Annotated in this window: 11 protein-coding genes; 10 read left to right on the top strand and 1 reads right to left on the bottom strand. The window is 52.7% G+C overall.

Going from position 1 to position 19,211, the window contains the following annotated elements:
• Window positions 1-9 precede the first annotated feature (9 nt).
• From KIH39_RS08080 to KIH39_RS08040, 9 genes are all read left to right on the top strand, one after another.
• On the top strand, window positions 10-468 hold the full coding sequence (locus KIH39_RS08080) for a response regulator (protein WP_213498833.1): 459 nt from the start codon (window positions 10-12) through the stop codon (window positions 466-468).
• Window positions 465-2,753 carry a PAS domain S-box protein gene (locus tag KIH39_RS08075; RefSeq protein WP_213498832.1) on the top strand — a complete coding sequence of 763 codons (2,289 nt, stop codon included), beginning with the start codon at window positions 465-467 and terminating at the stop codon, window positions 2,751-2,753. The genes KIH39_RS08080 and KIH39_RS08075 overlap by 4 nt, the downstream gene beginning before the upstream one ends.
• A gap of 58 nt (window positions 2,754-2,811) precedes the next feature.
• Complete coding sequence (locus KIH39_RS08070; protein ID WP_213498831.1) at window positions 2,812-2,961, top strand: hypothetical protein; 150 nt, start codon at window positions 2,812-2,814, stop codon at window positions 2,959-2,961.
• Window positions 2,962-3,211: 250 nt separating this feature from the next.
• A complete protein-coding gene (gene tnpA / locus KIH39_RS08065; RefSeq protein WP_213498830.1) occupies window positions 3,212-3,502 on the top strand; it encodes an IS66 family insertion sequence element accessory protein TnpA in 291 nt (96 codons plus the stop codon).
• A 4-nt stretch (window positions 3,503-3,506) separates the two neighbouring features.
• Complete coding sequence (locus KIH39_RS08060; RefSeq protein ID WP_213498829.1) at window positions 3,507-4,124, top strand: ISAs1 family transposase; 618 nt, start codon at window positions 3,507-3,509, stop codon at window positions 4,122-4,124.
• Window positions 4,125-4,153: 29 nt separating this feature from the next.
• Complete coding sequence (locus KIH39_RS27000; protein ID WP_213498828.1) at window positions 4,154-4,519, top strand: transposase; 366 nt, start codon at window positions 4,154-4,156, stop codon at window positions 4,517-4,519.
• Between the two features lie 128 nt (window positions 4,520-4,647).
• Entirely contained in the window at window positions 4,648-5,208 is a 561-nt protein-coding gene (locus tag KIH39_RS08050) for an ECF-type sigma factor (RefSeq protein ID WP_213498827.1), read from the top strand.
• A 132-nt stretch (window positions 5,209-5,340) separates the two neighbouring features.
• On the top strand, window positions 5,341-7,896 hold the full coding sequence (locus tag KIH39_RS08045; RefSeq protein ID WP_213498826.1) for a serine/threonine-protein kinase: 2,556 nt from the start codon (window positions 5,341-5,343) through the stop codon (window positions 7,894-7,896).
• A gap of 125 nt (window positions 7,897-8,021) precedes the next feature.
• Entirely contained in the window at window positions 8,022-16,886 is an 8,865-nt protein-coding gene (locus KIH39_RS08040; RefSeq protein ID WP_213498825.1) for a DUF4214 domain-containing protein, read from the top strand.
• Between the two features lie 257 nt (window positions 16,887-17,143).
• On the opposite strand, the gene KIH39_RS08035 is transcribed toward KIH39_RS08040, so the two are convergent.
• Entirely contained in the window at window positions 17,144-18,304 is a 1,161-nt protein-coding gene (locus tag KIH39_RS08035) for an ISAs1 family transposase (protein WP_213498824.1), read from the bottom strand.
• Between the two features lie 378 nt (window positions 18,305-18,682).
• Here KIH39_RS08035 and KIH39_RS08030 point away from each other — a divergent pair, with 378 nt between their 5' ends.
• Window positions 18,683-18,961: a hypothetical protein gene (locus KIH39_RS08030; protein WP_213498823.1), complete on the top strand. Its 279-nt coding sequence runs from the start codon at window positions 18,683-18,685 to the stop codon at window positions 18,959-18,961.
• Window positions 18,962-19,211: the final 250 nt, after the last annotated feature.

Below are 19,211 nucleotides of genomic sequence, written 5' to 3'. Positions count from 1 at the left end.
GAATCGAGCATGAGCGAAAAAGTGGTATTGCTGGTTGAGGATAATCAAGATGATGAAGAATTGGCATTAATGGCTTTAAAAAAAGGAAAACTGCTAAATAAGGTGATAGTGGCTCGGGACGGAGTGGAATCGCTCGATTACCTCAATAGCACTGGCTCCTATACCGGCAAAGAAAATCCTCTACCCGTTTTGATACTACTCGATCTCAAACTACGGAAACTCGATGGACTTGAAGTTTTAAAGAGAATCCGTGCCAACCCCCGAACTCGTCGACTACCCGTAGTCATTTTGACTTCTTCCAAGGAAGATGAGGATATGATCAGGAGTTACGACCTCGGTGCAAATTCCTATGTTCGCAAGCCAGTCGATTTTAATCAATTTGTAGAAGCTGTGAAGCAGCTGCAGATGTACTGGTTAGTTTTGAATGAACCACCGCCAGATTCTTACCGAGAGGACGGAAAGACGTGATACGGATTCTGTTCATTGAAGATTCTCCGGACGATGTCGAACTTATGCTATTAGCTCTCCGCAGAGCAGATTTAGTAGTTTATGCCGAGCGCGTCGATACGATAGAAGATTTCAGATTGGTGGTAACCGCAAAGCCATGGGATGCGATTCTTTCAGATTATAACTTGGTTTCATTCGACGCGAAAGCGCTCCTGAAAATATCGAAATCGATCGCGCCCGATATGCCTTTTATTGTTGTTTCCGGAACAGTGGGTGAAGAGTCCGCTGTAGAAATGTTGCAAGCGGGAGCTCAAGATTTTATACTTAAAACCTCCATGATTAGACTGGCATCATCTATTCAGAGAGCTCTGCGAGAGGCCGAAAATCGAAGTGCGCGTAGGCAGGCAGAAGAACAAGCCCTCCAGTTGGCCGCCGTAGTGAGTTCCTCCGTGGACGCCATCCTGACGGTAGACTCCAATGGCCATATTCTTTCCTGGAATAATTCGGCAGAAAAGATGTTTGGTTATTCCTCTGCGGAAATGATAGGGAACTCTAGCTATCTGCTTGCGCCCCCAGAACTAATCCCTGAAATTCGACTCAGAAGCGAAAGCATCTTCAGGGGAGACGAAATCCCGCCCTTTGAATCTGTAAGAATCCGAAAAAATGGAGTGAGCTTCCCCGTTTCAGTTACTTCTTTTGCCGTACGGATACACGACCGGATCGTTGCGGAATGCAGATTCTTTCGAGATATCACTGAACGCATTCAATCGCAAGAGGCGCTTCGACTCCGGGATAGGGCCATCCAGGCAGCCACTCAGGGATTGCTGATTTCGGATGTGACTCTTCCCGATAATCCCGTGGTCTTTGCCAGTCCGGCGTTTTCGAAAATTACAGGTTATTCCGTTGACGAAGTCCTGGGCAGAAATTGTCGATTTTTGCAAGGGAATGAGACGGATCCAGCGGCGGTTGCTCGCGTACGGAATGCCGTTCTCTCCAGTATTGACTGCAAAGAGGAACTGATTAATTACCGTAAGGATGGGTCTTCTTTTTGGATCGAGTTATCGATATCCCCGATTAGAGATGCTCAAGGAAAAACCACGCACTTCGTGGGAGTACAATCCGATATTACTGCAAGAAAAAAACTGGAGCAACAATTAAACCAATCGCAGAAAATGGAAGCAATCGGTCAACTCGCGGGTGGAGTGGCTCACGATTTCAACAACCTTCTCACGATAATCATTGGTTACAGTGACATGCTTCTGAGCAAAATGCCCGAAAATGATCCATCGCGAGAACTTTTGAAAGAAATTCATGCGGCCGGGGAACGATCTGCGGGTCTCACCAGCCAACTCCTGGCATTTAGTCGCCAACAAGTTCTCTCTCCGAAAGTTCTGATCATCAATGAGGTCGTAATTAATCTAGAAAAAATGCTCAAGAGATTGATTGGTGAAGATGTTGAGCTCTCGAAGAATTTACAAGTGGGACTTTGGGCAATTCGAATCGATAAAGGACAATTTGAGCAAGTACTCATGAATCTGGTGGTCAATGCCCGCGATGCAATGCCCTCAGGCGGCTCACTTGTCATTCGGACTCAGAATGTTGAATTAAATCAAGAGCAATTAGTAGACTATGCTGAAGCAAGCGAAGGTGAGTTTGTTAAACTGAGTGTCTCGGATAGTGGCACTGGAATGTCCGACGAGATCAAAAGAAAGATCTTTGAGCCTTTTTTTACGACAAAAGCACCTGGCAAAGGCACTGGTTTGGGACTGGCAACGGTTTACGGCATTGTGAAACAAAGCGGAAGTTTTTTGAATGTAATAAGTGAAATCGGGAAAGGAACTACCTTTGAAATATTCTTTCCCCGTGTAGATGAGAATATATCAAGTATATCCAGTAAAAGTCCTTCGAAATTAGTGCCAGGCAAGGAAACAATTCTCATTGTCGAAGATGAAGATTCCGTGCGAGCGTTGACAAAGCGGATTCTTATGAACTATGGCTACTCGGTAGTAGAAGCCGCGAATAGTCCCCAGGTGGATCAAATACTTGCAAGAAAACAATTTTCTATCGATTTACTGATCACCGATATTGTGATGCCTGGAATGGGCGGACGTGCTATATTTGAAAGGGTAATAAAAGTCTTTCCGAATCTTCCTGTGATCTATGTGTCCGGCTACAATGATGATGCGGTGATTCGACACGGTGTTCAAAGAGAGGAAGTGGATTTTCTTCAAAAACCATTCACGCCCAGTACTTTAGGCTCAAAGGTGAGGGAAGTTCTAGATCGAAAAAGAGTATCCGGCTGGTGAACTCCCTTCTTATCGGTTGATTTATCCTGATGGTTTTTAACCCTCAGGAGTCGGAGTCATGTCGAAGCGTCGTGTCCGAGATCCCCAGTTAGAAGCATTTTGGAAGCAGACTATTCAGGATCGGCGTTCCAGCAACGAATCCATTCGATCCTACTGTCAGCGGCATCGAGTCAGTGAGGCGCCTACTATTTCTGGCAACGGGAACTGAAGCGTCGGGAGGCCGAGGCGTCTCCCGCGTTCGTTCCGATCACGGTAGTTCCCACCGCTTCCGATTCAACAAAGCCGGTCCCGACGATGATCGAAGTTCGCTGTCCGTCGAGACACGTTGTGACTGTTCACAGTATCGAGGAATCGACCTTTCGAGCCCTCTTTGTATCCGGCTGGTGAACTCCGTTCTTGTCAGATGAGTTATCCTGGAGGTTTTTAACCCTCAGGAGTCGGAGTCATGTCGAAGCGTCGTGTTCGAGATCCCCAGCGGGAAGCATTTTGGAAGAAGACGAATTTTAGATCAGCGTTCCAGCAACGAATCCATTCGAGCCTTCTGTCAACGGCATCGAATCAGCGAGGCGGCCTATTATTACTGGCAACGGGAACTCAAGCGTCGGGGGGCCGAGGCGTCTCCCGCGTTCGTTCCGATCACGGAAGTTCCCACCGCTTCCGATTCAACAAAGCCGTCCCCGACGATGATCGAAGTCCGCTGCCCATCGGGGCACGTCGTGACGGTTCGCCGGTTCAATCGGGACCATTGACGCGATGGGCTGCCCGAAGGAAATCGCGCGGGCTATCCGTCGGCGGAAAGCGGATTACCTTTTGGCGCTGAAAGAAAATCAGCCGAGCTTGCCTGCGGAAATATCGTCCCATTTTCAGAAGCATCTGGAGTCGGGTTTTACGGAGGTGGCGACGACGTTGTGCGAATCGACCGAGAAGAATCAAGGTCGGGAAGAGTACCGGGGTTGCCGGGTATTTTCGGATCTGAAATTCCTGTCGTCCCGGAAGGATTGGCAGGGACTCAAGAGCGTGGGGGTTGTGGTAACCGATCGCCGCGATAAAGGTCGGAGCACGAGTGAAATTCGATATTACATCAGCCGCCGGAAAGCGACCGCGGAAGTCTTCGCCCAGGCCGTTCGCAATCACTGGGGTGTAGAAAACGGTTTGCATTGGCATTTGGATGTGACGTTTGGCGATGACGACAGCCGAGTTCGAGAGGGCGATGGACCTCAGAATTTCACGCGTCTGAAACGATTGGCTCTAAGTATATTAGTTAATGCCAGCGGCAAAGAATCCCTAAACAAGAAACGCTTGGCCGCCTGTGCCAGTGATCAACGGCGGGAACTCATGCTTCAAGAATTCCTCAATATCCCCGAAATTTAAACGCGATCAGTCAGGCCCGCGAGACTGAGATGGATTGGGAGCCGTTCATCACGATGCTCAAGAATAATTGGGACGGGATTTTAGCCTACTTCGAGGAACGCAAAAGCAGCGGCCCAGTGGAGGGTCTCAATACCAAGATTCGGGTAGTGCTACGCCGAAGTTATGGAATTCAGAGTCTAACTACGCTCTGGACGAGAGTACGTTCTGGACGTGAATTGGGCCTCGAAAAAAATAGGGCCGACCATTGCAGAGATTCGCGGCTTCGTCAACCAAATCTAGAGCATTTTCACTCAACTTTACAACTAAAAACGGATGAGCCATTCAAATTATCTCACAAGTTTCCAATAAATAAATTGGTTTTAATAAAAAGTTTGATTTTGATGCATAAGAAGTAACGTAGTCCCGACTAATCAAACTCACAAATTATTTACACGGGGAAACTTGTGAGTTAGCATGGGTCTCTCTTCGCAACATGGGTTGAATTCGACACCTGTTTATGTCTTCGGATGATTACGAATAGGCTATGAGCAGCGTTTCGATACTTCTGGATGCAGCCGCTAAAGGCGATCAACGGGCCGCAGTCGAGTTATTGCCTCAGGTCTACGAAGAGCTGCGCAAACTGGCGGCCTCCCGCATGGCGAGTGAAGCTTGCGGGCATTCTCTCAATCCCACGGCTCTCGTCCACGAAGCCTACATTCGCCTTGTGGATACTTCAGATAGTTCCCACTGGAGTAATCGCGGTCATTTTTTCGCAGCTGCGGCGGAAGCGATGCGTCGAATATTGGTAGAATCCGCACGCCGTAAAGCCACCCTCAAAAGAGGGGGAGATCGACAGCGACGGAACTTTGACCTGCTTGCCGTCGCGGATGAATCCGAACGCTCCGTCGAGTTGCTGGCAATTGACGAAGCTTTGACTGAACTGTCTGAGTGCGACGCACAAACCGCCCAGTTGATCAAGCTGCGTTACTTTGCCGGATTGACGCATCAGGAAGCAGCAGATGCTCTGGGCATCACGCGCGGCGTGGCCGACCGATTATGGGCGGTTGGCCGTGCGTGGTTATACCGACGAATTAATAGCGATTAAGGCGACGGCACATTTCTTTCGAAATAAATCAAATTTTTGTCTGCAAAAATCCTCTAAAATTCGCATTACTTTCGTGCGACTTTTCCAACGCACAGCAGCTATTGTTTGCCGCACCCTGTGTTTGGGCTTGGAATGCAGATCTGGAACCCCCGAGCTAACGAATTGTTCCTCAAGGCTCTCCTTGTCGACAACGCCCAGATGCGTGGACGATTTCTCGATGCGGAGTGCGCGGAGAATATTCAGCTCCGGAAGCAGGTGGAATCGTTACTTGAAGCAAGCGAGTTGGCCGGCGACTTTCTCGAGGAACCGGCTGCTCCCACGTTTGTGCCCAAAATTCTCCATCAACACTCCGCTTCTCAATTTACCGATCCAGGAATCGAATCCGGAACTGTTGTTGCGGGCCGCTACAGACTCGTCGATGAAATCGGCGGCGGCGGAATGGGCTCGGTATGGGCTGCACTCCAGTTGGAGCCCATAAAGCGGAAGGTTGCCGTTAAATTAATCAAGCCGGGGCTGGATTCCAAAGGGCTGCTCGCTCGCTTCGAGGCGGAACGCCAAGCCCTGGCGCTTATGGATCACCCGAATATCGCCAAAGTCCTTGACGGTGGCGTGACTTCTTCGGGGAGACCTTTCCTCGTGATGGAACTGGTCCTGGGCAAATCGATCACGCAATACTGCGATGAACATAATCTTCCACCTCGCGAGCGACTGGCTTTGCTGATACCCGTCTGCGAGGCCGTGCAGCATGCCCACCAGAAAGGAATAATTCACCGCGATCTGAAGCCGACCAATGTCCTCGTCACTGAGCAGGAAGGAAAACCCGTCCCAAAGGTTATCGATTTCGGGGTGGCCAAAGCCGTCGGTCAGGATCTGACGGAAAGTACGCTCGTGACCGGTCTGGGAACAGTGATCGGCACACTAGAATACATGAGCCCGGAGCAGGCGAATCTCGACTCCCTGGATATCGATTCTCGGGCCGACATTTATTCTCTGGGCGTACTCATCTACGAATTGTTGACCGGTACAACCCCGCTGACGAGACAGCGAATCAAAAAAACCACTCTGCTTGATAATCTCCGTCTCATTCGCGAGGAAGATCCGCCGCGTCCGAGCCTCCGTTTAATGGAGCCCGGGGAGAGTTCTCCGGCGAAGCTGGACTATCGACTGGTCGCCGCCGCGAAATGGAGTCGGGAGCTTCATGGAGAACTCGACTCGATCGTGATGAAAGCTCTCGAGAAAGATCGGACGCGACGCTATGCCTCCGCCAATTGCTTGGCACGCGATCTGGAGCGATATCTCAACGATGAGCCTGTCGAAGCCTGTCCTCCGAGCCGGGCTTATCGCTTTCGGAAAATGGCCCGTCGACACAAAGCGCTTTTGTCCGCCGTAGCGGCGATCTGCCTGCTGCTGATCGCTGGTATCACCGTAAGCACAATACTGGCTTTTCGCGCTTCTCGAGCGAATGAGAGGGCACGGGAGATGGCTAAGGCCGAGGCCGGGCAGCGGGAAAGGGCGGAAGCCAAAGGTCGCGAAGTCTCGGCCGTGCTGCATTTTCTTGAAAACAATGTTTTAGCAGCCGGGCGACCGGTCGCCGACAACGGGCTGGGAAACGAGGTGACGCTTCGCAGAGCAATCGATTCCGCGGTGCCCGAAATTGGCGTTGCGTTCAAGGATCAACCGCTCATCGAGGCTTCCGTTCGAACGGTGATCGGAATGAGTTATCGCCGATTAGGAGAGCCTGCTTTGGCTATTCCTCAGCTGAAACGAGCGTGCTCGCTGTATACGGATGTGCTGGGTGCGGAGAGCGAGAAAGCCCTCTTTGCTACGAAAACTTTGGGAGAAGCGTATCAAGAATCCGGTTCCTGGAATCAGGCCCAGGAGCTATACGAAGACGTACTTCAGAGGATGCGGGAACACCTCGGGCCCCACCATCGAGATACGCTCTGGAGCATGAACAATCTTGCGGGAATCTACTCCCTCAGAGGTCAGCACAAAGAGGCGATAGCTCTTCACATCGAAACTCAACTGCTGATGAAAGAGCATCTGGGCGAGTTCGACTTGACCACCATCGGGCAACGTCACAATCTCGGGTTGGTTTATCAGGCGGCCCGACAGATGGATCTAGCGATGCCCATTCTGGAGGAGACGGCGAGAAGTACGCAAGAACAGTTTCCGAAGCACCCCAATGTCTTATTCTTCAAGGATAATTTGGCTTCGGCTTACGAGGACGCCGGCCGACTCGAGCGGGCGGTTGCCCTGAGAGAGGAACTGCTGCCTCTGGAAACGGACCAATTGGGCGTTTCGCATCCACTAAGACTCAGAGGAATGCGACGCCTGATGGAAACATATCAGCGCACGAAACAACTCGACAAAGCAGTCGAAGTGGGAGAAAAACTCTACACGGCTTATAGGACAAAATTTTCCTTCGAATCGGCGGAAGTTCGCTGGTGCGTCGGCTTCCTTGTGGAGTGCAATATCGCTTCGGGTCACAGAGATCGTGCCATCGGTGTTCTCGAGCGATTTTACGACGGTTTGATAATTCTGGGTAGCACTGGGAAACTGGATCTCAATGATCTGGCTGCCTCTATTGTCCGCCAACTGGTCAATTTGTGTGAAGACTGTGGCCGGACAAATGAAGCCGCGAAGTGGCGCAGGGAACTGGAACTGCGAAAAAAAACTATGCCTTAATTTCTTCCTTACGTTTTTTATACGCAGCAGGTAAAGCGATCAACAGCCTTGGCTCGACGGGCTTTCCGCCGGTCTGGCTCAGTCTGCGCGCCGAACTCTCCCGCGAGAATTGAAAGGTCTCCATCATGGCAAGTCCCCTGAGTTGGTTGAAGCGTTGCTGGGTCGATCAGGCTCTCTCTGTCAAGCCAGTGCGTCGTCACAAACTGGGCGTGCAATTGCTCGAAGATCGTGTGGTCCCCGCAAATGTAGATGTTTTCTACAATGTGGGTTACGGACCTTATGCAGATCTGCAATTCCAGGGAAATTTCCCGGCCACGACACCACAAACGACAACGGTGACTTCCACTTCGGCAGTCACGGCCGGGTTCTATGTGCCCGGCGGTGAAGTGAAAGGGAATTTCGTACCCTTCTTTTCATTTCCTAATGGATTGACACTCAGCAACCTATCCTTCAGCAATAGCAATAACAGTTTTTTTGGCACCGTTACGATATCCACTCAAGTGATGGCGGCCATTCTTTCGAACGGTTCACAAACCACTAATCAAACTCTTGTCGATACCGGAACGGGAAATCCTTATTTGTTTACGATGAGCGATCTCGTCAACGATACCGACATCAAGATTCCGAACGCCGATGCGGTACCTTTCCAGATCGGCGGACAGACTTTTGTGCCGGGCGACTTTTTCGTCAATTACAGCACTTCTTCTGGCCATACCTACGATTCGGCGTATTTATCGTTGGGGGGGGTTTTGGGTTTGTCCGGCTTCACCAATGCGGGACTACAGATCCCGGCGTCCTCTTTGGCCATTAACGAGAATCCATTCTATCCCAGTACATCTGCTTTTACTTTCATTCCTGGCGTCTATGCCCCTAACAACACTTTCTCCATCTTGCCAGTTTTTCAGGATGCCAACGGAGGTTCCGGACCCTTTACCTTTACACTCGACGGCTTGACGTTTCAATCGAGCGCCTTGACCGCGACCGTCGCTTATTCCGGCTCCGGCGGCTATGCCGGTGAGGTTTATCCCTTCAATATCACTGGAACCGCGACTGCAGAATTCGATGTCGGTTCTGCGAGTGTCACCTTCGGAACTCAAGCGCAGTACTCCGGAGGTTTGCAGTACAACAATGGGCAACTGAGCATTCTTCAGTCGTTGCAAAACTTGGAGTATCAACCCGCGAACCCGCTCCCGCTTTTTACGATCAATAGCCTGACCATCGGGGATCAGAGCTTCACAGCCTACCCTCAGATCCAGTCACCGGGGTTGTTCTTGGGTTTTAACACGACGGAAAATCAGTTCACTATTCAGGGGATGGCGCAGACGGTTCTGACACCCGGGGTCACACAAATCATCCTACTCGGGGTAAACGAGCAGGGGGGGGCAAATCAGGCGTATCCGCCTTATCCGTCAGGCTCAACATATGAACCGCCTCCAGGCACCTATCAATCCCCTTGGACTATAACCAACGGAGCTTTGGATCCTATATCCTTCCAGGTGACGCTGGTCAATTTCGGCGGACTTTCGTTCTTTGGAAACTTGACCGCGATTTACGATGAGAATTCCGCATCCTTCGATCTCTCGGGTAGTGCCACGGCAAGTTTGCAGGGTGGTCATGCGCAGGTGACGTTTGGCTCCTCTCCTCCGGGGATCGTTGCGAATAACGGCACGGTCAGCAGCATCAGTTTTTCGCTCAACAGCCTCACACTTGGCGGCATAACCTACACTCCCGCGGCCGTGGACGGTTTGTCGCCGATGAGCGCGGTTTACGATCCCAACAGCCAGGCGTTCTCTTTTGTAGGCGGCGCCACGACACCGCAAGGCAACGCCGATCTTGGGGCCGACGGCACTAGCGGATTCGTTCTGGACAGCAATGGCAATGTAACCGCATCGACTTATAATTTCTTCAGTCCGTCGGGGAGCGTCTCCCTGAATGGGCTTACTTATAATGTCACCAATCTAACTGCGTCCTTCAATCCGACCAGTGGCACCACGATATTCCAGGGCCAGGCTACCATCCCAGTCTCCGGTCAAAATCTGACGATTTCCGGAACGGGAACCAATTACATCTTTGGCATCGATCAAAACGGCAACAGTCTGTCGAACTTCCAGGTGGCAGGTCCCTTGAGCGTGCAGCCCTTGACGTTCACGCCGTACGGCCTGTACAGTCAGGCCGTCAACGCGACGACGATTGCTCTTCTGGGCACTGCCTCACTTACGCTCGATGGCCAGGTTATTCCCGTCACTCTTGGTGTCGGCCAGGGCGTTCAGATCGTCAACGGGGTGATCAGTTCGGTCAGTTTCTCCACGCCGTCTATCAATGTGGCCGGAGTGCAGATCCAATCGACCTCCGGATTCGTTTGGAGCTCCAATTTCAGTCAATCCACGCTGGCCTATACGATTCAGGGCAGTTTCAATCTCAATGCGGACGGGCTGATCATCGGCCCGGTGACCGGAAATTTTAATTACACTCAAGACCCGACTACTGGGAACGGAGTCGTCACACTCGCCAGCAATACTTATACTTTCGCGAACACGCAAACTCTCGATAACGTCGTTTTCAATCCCGGCACATTGTCGGTGACTTACGACCCGGTTCAGAATCAATTCACTTTTTCCGGCACGGGCAATTACTTCGGCCAGGCGATCACCGTGGGAGGTGCTGGGAACCCGAGCATCTCACTGGTCAACGGCAATCTGCAGCTCAACGGATTCAATCCACCTCCTTTGGAGGACGTTCAGCTTCCTTCGCTGGGGGACATCAATATATCCGGGTTGAATCAGGTCGTTAATCCCGATCTGAGCGTCACGGTCACGGGCAGTACGACGTTGCAGGTCGGCAGTGCCACTTTCAGCCTGAATCTGGGGGGGGGCGGAACGACAGGGCTTACTTTCAGTGTATCGAACGGGCAGGCGCAAATTATCTCGCTCGGCGCGCAGTTAACCGGAAAGTTCACGGTGGGCAACCTGACGATCAACGTCGAAAGCCTGACCCTGGAATACGATGTGCCGTCGGACACCATCACGATCGACGGCACCGCCAATGCGACGTTCAAAGCCGCCTCACAGACGATCAAAGTTGAATTGCAGCTGGGCGAAGGAACGACTCCCGGCATCGTGCTTCAGAACGGCCAGCTGCAGAGCCTGGAAGCGAGTATCACCAGCGATTTCTCGCTGTTTGGCGTGAAAGTGCACATTAAAGATGCCGGAGTCGAATATGACAGTACCAATTCCTCCTTCGGGATTTTCGGTACGGTCATTTTGACGACAGCACCCAAGGGTGGCCATTCGGTACTCAATAATTTCGGCGTCAGCCTGGGTTCGGGACCCGACGATCCCGGCATCGAAATTGTGGACGGTTCTCTGCAGTCGCTGGATATCGAACTGGACGGCTCGATCGACTTGGACGGCGTTACGGCCACGTCGAAAGGCTTGACGCTCCAGTATGATTCCGCGGCGAGTACTCTGCAGATCACCGGTGGCCTTCAGGTCTCTCTAGCCAGCGGATTTACCGGTACGGTTTCACTGCCGGGTCAGGGTTTGCTGATTAATACCTCTGACGGCAGCGTACAGTTGCTTGGCCTGGAAATCAAGATTGCGGATCTGAAACTGGGCCCCATCGGAATCCAGGATCTGGAATTCGAATATGCCCAGGATAGCCAGGGGAATACGACGATTTCGGGAAGCGGCATGGTCAGTCTGCCCGGCGGAATCACCGTGGGTGGCTCTTTCGAAATCAGTAACGGGCAACTCAGCGAAATCGGCATCAGCTTCTCACGGACTCCCGGTATTCCGATCGGAGATTTCGGTTACATCACCAGCATCTCCGGGCAGGTCAGCGGGCTCAACGACCTGGCGGACGATTTTGAATTTGATGGCAGCGTGACGGGAACATTCGGCCCGAGCATCAAGATTTACAACAAGACCGAAGCCGCCGCCACTGTAACGGGCAGCATCAAAATCAATGCCAAGATGATGGAGATCGACGGCGATATCGAGTATCTGGGCGGCTTGTATGGAAAGGGCTCCGGAAAAGCGATCTTCTACTTCACCGGGCCCAACTTAATTAATATTTCGGGCAGCTCGACAATCATATCCATCCCGCCCTACGGCAGCGTGTTGACCGGTAACCTGGCATTCGATCTCGATAAGTCGGGCGACATCACCTTCAACGGCGGATTCAATGTGACCGTTCCGAGCAATATTCCGAAGATCGGCGGAAAGAGTCTCGGGACGCTGACGGTCTATCTGCAGATTCGGCCCGAACAATCGGCTTCCAACAGCTACGCGCAGTTCACTGCGAGTGTTACCGTGATCGTCAAGATCAGCGCTACCCTGAAGGTGGATCTCACCGGGGAAGTGCAGGGAAGTGTCTCGGCAGATCTGGGAATTTTCGGCACTTACAGCGCCGGGTTCAGCTTCTATCTGCCCGGCACGCGAACGGTTATTGTCGACGGAAGCGGGGCGCCTGTCACCTATCAAATCGCTCCGGATACTTCCCCGGCGAGCGATTCTCCGCCGACGCTAGCTTTAAGCGCTTCTCCCGAAAGCGGTTCGCCGGCGGCCGACATCGACTACACCGGGACTACCTCCTATCCCACCGACACCACCATCGATATCTACGCCGACACCAATTCGAGCGGTTACAACGGTCAGCTGATTGCTTCCGACCTTCCCTTCAAGGCGGGCCAGCAATCCTTCGAATGGGACGATTTCGCCGAATTCGCCTCGCAACCTTACGATCCGACCAAGCCGATTTATTTTTACGGCGTCATCAAAGACGGTACCAATCCGCCGGTATACACCGCTTATACATCGGGCATCATTCCACCCGATTACGATCCCACGGTCACCGTTCCGACGATTCAGAACACTTCGAGCAATACGCCGATCGAGTTTAGCTCAGCGTCGGGCAACGCCATTGTGGTCACCGATCCGATGGAGGAATTCGATAACAACGCTCAGGTACAGGTGATCGTTCACGCCAACAGCGGTTCGTTCCAGGTATCGAATTTCCAGGGCGATGTGACTCTCAGCGGCCAGGGCAGCAATGAACTAACACTGGTCGGTCCAGGTTTCGACGTCAGTCAGGAACTCGACGGCATGATTTATACACCGCAGCCGGGAGCGTTCTTCAAAGATTCCGTCCAGGTAGCCGTGTCGCGGTATCAGGGCGAGTTCACCACGCCGATAACCAGTAACTTTGGCGTTACTATCTATCCTTTGTCTCTAGTACTGGGCGATCCCAACGCGGGCAATCCGAACGACACCCAGACTCCTTCGCCCGCAACCAATGTTTCATATACCCTCGGTTCCGGTCCCGCTCCCTTGTTGGAACAACTCCAAGTGGAGGATGCCGAAGATGGAATGATTCGCGGCGCCAGCGTCTCAATCAGCAACTACGTTCAAGGCCAAGACTTTCTGATCTTGCCTTTGAAATTCCAGCAGCAGACGGGTATCACAGCCACTTTCAATATGGCCACCGGCGTTCTTTCGCTGAGCGGTACAGAACCGGTCAATATGTATCAGATTGCCCTCGACGACGTGCAGTACAACTCGAGCGGAACGCCGTCGAACGAGTCACTTGTGATCGCCCTCGGCGACGATTCTGGCAATCAGGCAAGCCTGACCGAGCCGATCGTCACCAAAGCCAATAATTCGCCCCCGGTTGTCGCGCCTTTGGGAATAGGCCTTCTCTACATGCAGGGCGATGCTCCTGCGGCCCTCGATCCGGGAATCACGGTTAGCAACCCTCAGGGCGGCCAGATCGTCGCGGCAGTGATCTCGTTCTATCCGGCCACTTATAACCCAGGGGAAGATGAACTCCTGTTCACGAATCAGAACGGAATCAGCGGTGCGTTCGATTCCGCGAAGGGCGTTCTCACTCTATCGGGCAACGCCACTGCGGCCGATTACACGGCGGCTTTGCAAAGCATCCAATATGTCGATCTTTCCGGTTCCGTCACGCCCGGGTTTCGGGAATTGACAGTCTCCGTCATTAATGACAATTCGACGAAGAATTTCGCGAATGCCACCGAGCGGTTGCAGGTGAGCAGCAGCGCTTCGGTCCCTCAGACCCCGGTAGTGACCCTGAGCACGGCCAACGTGACCGCTTCAACGCGAACCAACGCCGTCGTTCTGGACAAGGGATTAACGGTTTCTGATTCGGAAGCTGCAACGCTTCTCGGCGCCCATGTCGCCATTTCGGGGAATTACTCTCCGGGAGAAGATTCGCTGAACGCAACTCAGCTCTTCGGCGGTATTCAGGAGTCGTTCGACGTGAACACCGGAATCCTCACTCTTTCGGGGGAATCCTCCGTTTACGACTATCAGATAGCACTCGCCAGCGTGACTTTCACCGACCTGGTCCAGGCACGCAGCGGCCTGCCTCGGACGATCAGTTTCTCGGTTAACGACGGCTTAACTCCAAGTGCCAATGCTACCCTGACTCTAACGGTTCCCGTGATTCCGTATGTCACCACTGGCTTTGTGAATTTGCAGGTGACCGCGGGACGCACAGCGTTCGCGATCGATCCGACGGTGACGATAAACTATAGCGGCGCCACACTTTCGGGGGCAACGATATCCTTCCCGGGCGTTTACTTCTCCGATGAAGATCAATTGATCTTTACGAACCAGAATGGAATTACCGGGAACTTTGATTCCGCAACCGGCGTGCTGTCGTTATCTGGGACGGCGTCTATTGCGGATTACCAGACCGCATTACAGTCAATCGAGTACTACAATTCGCGAGTAAATCCGATAGCAGGAAGTCGCGAAGTGGACTTTAGCATCAGCGATGGCAGTGTAACCAGCCTGCCCGCCTACGTGGTGGTCGACGTGAATGCAGCCGATGTTCCTCCGACTCTGAGCGTTCCCCCCAATACACTTCAATTCGTGCAAAACGGTACTCCGTTGCCCGTGGCCCCCACGCTTTCAATCCAAGATCCCGATCCTGCTCTTCCGGATGGTTCCGGTCAACACACCATCTATAACGCTTCGGTTTCGATCGGTAATTATGTTCCAGGCGAAGATCTGCTGAGTTTCACTCCTTCGGGAGGCATTACCGGAACGTTCAATGCGACGCAAGGGATTCTGCAGCTTTCTGGAGCGGCGACAGAGGCCCAGTACGAGGCGGTTCTGGAGTCAGTTCAGTATCAAGACGTCAGTCCCGCTCCAGTTACGACCCCTCGAACGATTACTTTCTCGATCAACGATGGCATGGCCAGCGTGGACACTGTAAACGTTACGGTCGATGTCAAATCTCTTTTGATTCCGCCGACTCAGACGGCCGGCAGCATCAATCCTCTCAACTTATTGACCAACGCCGCACCAATCTCGCTGGGACTGGGCAGCTTGAATTTTGCAACTCCTTCCACGAAGGAACCGTATTTGATTTACACCGTAACCCAGGTTCCCGGCGCAATCGGTCAGGTTATGTTTTCGGACGGTACGGTGGCTGCGGCAGGTCAGACCTATACGCTGGCCCAGATTCAGTCCGCGAACTTTGAACCGAAGCTAAACGCGTCAGGCTCGGGGAATTTCACCTTCACGGTTGCCGGTTTTAATCCGATTCTGAATCAGCCCGACCCGACGGCTCTGACGCGCTCGGTTCCCATTACGGTAAGCGGGACGACCACCAAGACTTCCAACGAATTGTTCGTGGCCCAACTCTATCGCGATTTATTGAACCGCAATGGATCGCTGGCTGAACTGGATGGATGGGCGGTCCAATTGGATGCGGGAGTCGCTCCGTCGACTGTGGTCACCGGAATCGAAAGTTCGAAGGAATACCGCGCCGATCAAATCAACGCACTTTATGAATCCCTGCTCCACCGGTCCGTGGACGTGAGCGGCCAGACCTCGTATCTGGGTGACATGCAGAAAGGTGCTACGATCGAACAGATTCGAGTCGACATCGCTTCCTCTCCCGAATTTTACCGGACACAGGGGAATTCCAGTCCCACCGGTTTTGTGGAGGTGCTATACCAGGATATTCTGAATAGGACGGTTTCGACAACCGAAGCTGCAGGCTGGATACAGCAATTCACCAAAAATAACAATCGCGTTAGCGTGGTGGAGGGAATTGCCAATAGCTCGGAAGCTTTCCAAGATCGCACGCTACTGCTCTACCAGCAATTGCTCCGTCGGCAGCCCGAGCAATCCGGATTAACATCGAACGCCACCCAGATGGCCAAGACCGGGGAAGCGGCCGTCGTTGCGACGATGGCGGGCTCCGTTGAATATTATTCGCGATACACGGGCGGTCCCGATAGCGACCTGCGGTCCGACGCCAGCGGTAACTCGGCCAGCGTTTCGACCAATTCTTCCGCTACTTCCGATAGTTCGCAACCGCTTAATGAAGAAGGAAATGCGGCGACAACCACGGGCTTTGCCTCGGTTGGCATCGTCAACTTCAGTGGCCAGGGCGTCGGCGGCGGCACTTTGATCGCACCGCGATTCGTACTGACGGCCGCCCACGTCATTGATGGCCGCGATCCTTCGACTTTGACTTTTACAGTTGGAGGAGCGACTTACAACGTCGCGAAAGTATTCGAATATCCCGAATATGATCCGGCAGAGATCGGAACGAATGCGGCAAATGACATCGCTGTTCTTGAGTTGACGAAATCCGTATTGAACGTTGCTCCAAGCCCGATCAACGAATCCGTGCCCGCGGCGGGCCAGTTGCTGACGCTGGTCGGTTTCGGCGCCCGTGATGGAGATGCCTTTGGCGTTAAACACAAGGGGACGACTCCAATCGGAAATGTGACGAGCACTCTGTTAACCTGGACATATCAGAATAACCAGCAAGACGATACGGTGGTCGGCGATTCGGGCAGTCCCGAGTTCGTCCTGAAGAATGGCGTTTACTACATAGCCGGGATCACTTCGGGGGGAACTCAGACGAATTCCAGCTTTGGCGATAACGAGTACAACACGCGAGTCGACGTCTATGCCAGCTGGATCGATTCGATTGCCGGGCTGTGATCTCCAAGCTTTGGAGAAAAGCGCGAAAGCTAACTACTGAGCGCAGACAAATTGGTCAGCATTGTTTACCGCGGCAGCCCGCATTAGTTTCAATGCTCCATGGGGATCTGGTTTCAGTAAAGGAAGGGGGCCCGTTTTGGAAAAGGAGTCCCGGCCGTTTCCATAAAGAGGCTCGCTGGCTTAAAACCCAATTTGCCCACACATTGAGACAGTATACCGGACTGGTTACCCACTCTGAGCCTCAGGGCCAGCGCGTACTAAGTATCTTTTCCCGTAAGGACTTGCAGTAGGAACGCATCGTCCCACCCACAGCAGCGTCGTTTCATGGCCACGCTGTCTTTTTTCTTATGCTGCTTCAACAGCGACAGGCTGAAGCGGTTCAGCCAGGCGAAATTCTCCCGCAAATTCGCTTCCCGGATCCGCGATTCATCTTCCCGATATTGCACATCCAGTATCCAATGGCAGCCGTTCTCCACGCTCCAATGTCCGCGCACGGCCCGGGCAAAATTCCGCACTCCCAAATCCAAACTGCTGATGAAATATCGCTTCGAAATCACTTCCTGCCCCTTGCGAACCGACTGCGACACCACCACGCCCAACGTCTTTAAACCCTTCCACAATTCGAAGCCGGGCAACTCCTTGGGAGCACGCATCTGAATGTAAGCGCGGCCCTCCTCGCGACCGTGCCCGCGTTCCTCGCTAAGGAACTGCCGCGTTTCGATCCCCTCGAAGCCGTTGACGCTCTGCTGGTCGATGTAGTCGATCACCGCTCGATGCAATTTTTCCTGATTCCCCTTCAACGCCAAAACGTAGTCTCCTTTCTTCTCGACGATTAATTCCGCTATCGCTTTCTGCGTGCCCATCGCATCGATCGTCACAATCGCGCCTTCTACGTTCACCAACCCTAAAAGCTCCGGAATCGCCGTAATTTCGTTCGATTTCTCCTCGCAAGCCACCTGCCCCAACGATAGACCGAGTTCGCCGCACCAGACACTTACCAGATGCAAGGCCCCCAGCCCTTTTTTCTCGTCGTGACTACGGCGAAGAGTCTTACCGTCTACCGCCAGGATCGGCTGATCGATCTTCATCCGCTCGCCCGCTTTTTCCCGCAACGAGTTCACCCAGGCTTCGAAACATAGTTGAAAGGCCTGCGGATTCAGGGCCATCAAGACGCGTCGGAACACATCCTTCGACGGCACGCCATTGGGCAAATCCAACACCCGCGACAGCAGGTCCTTTTTAAGCTCGGCCCAGCGGGTGATGCCCGTCGGACCCGCTGCTCCGGCCAGCACGGCCATTAGAGCGATAACGAGAACGCTGCGAAACGGATGCTTCCGATTAATCTCTTCTCGAGGATCTTCCAAAAAGCTGAAGTGACTGAGAATTTCATCGATTGTGGTCGCCTTCGTTTTCGCCATCGTCGAAGCCTCCTGCAAGGTCGCTCACTAATTGCGACTTGAAGGAGAATCCTACACTCAAAACGACAACAGCGCAAGATAACCTAAATTGCGAAGATTACCCAAAAGTGCGCTGGCCCTGGGATGTCAGTGGAGTTATTTGCCTCATGACATTCCTCTCCCCAAACGTGACACTCCTCGGAATAAATACTCTCAAGTCGGCGAGAGTATTTTTGAGGGACATGATATAAACCTATTATTTACAATAGTTTACGGATATATTTGAGAATCGAAGCGGGATAGGGCACTCGAGTTCGCGTCTATTTCGGTGTGCGAGAGTGACACTGTTCGAACTGCAAAATATCTCCCAAGTGTTAACCGGATTAGCAGATTTTCCAGGTGGGAAAACTGGGGTACAGTCGGGTTGACTTAGTCAGTCTGGGAGCCGATGGGCCACCTTCGAAAATGAGCGAAGGTTACTTCCGCTTCCTCTGCCCCAACTGCGGCGAAATGCGGGCTACCGTCAACCCACGCAACAACCTCGCCCACTGCTTCGACTGCCAAAAAAACTTCAACAACATCGACCTCTTGCTCACCCTCGATTACGACTTCCTCACCGCCGTCGATTTACTCGAACGCTGGCTCAACGAATATCAAACCCGACAAGCCAAAAAGTAATCAGTCGCAGGAAGCCCGTTACTCTACGAACCTCTGCTGCTCGCGGCGAACGGCAGCGCCTCGTGCCGGACTACGCCGGCCCATCGCAACACCCCGGTCTCGGTCATCAGACCGCTCCAATATTCCCCGGTATTCGGCAAAACACCCTTCAAAATGCCAAAATCCCTACAGCTTTAATTCGGCTACAAATGCGACCAGAATTCGGTTCGGGACAGAAAGTCTCCGTTAAAGAAACTCTCCAGACTAGCAA

Origin of the sequence: Telmatocola sphagniphila (assembly GCF_018398935.1) — a bacterium.
In the GTDB taxonomy this organism is placed as follows: Bacteria; Planctomycetota; Planctomycetia; order Gemmatales; family Gemmataceae; genus Telmatocola; species Telmatocola sphagniphila.
Note: the sequence above shows the minus strand (reverse complement) of the source record. Positions and strands in the feature narration are given on the sequence as shown.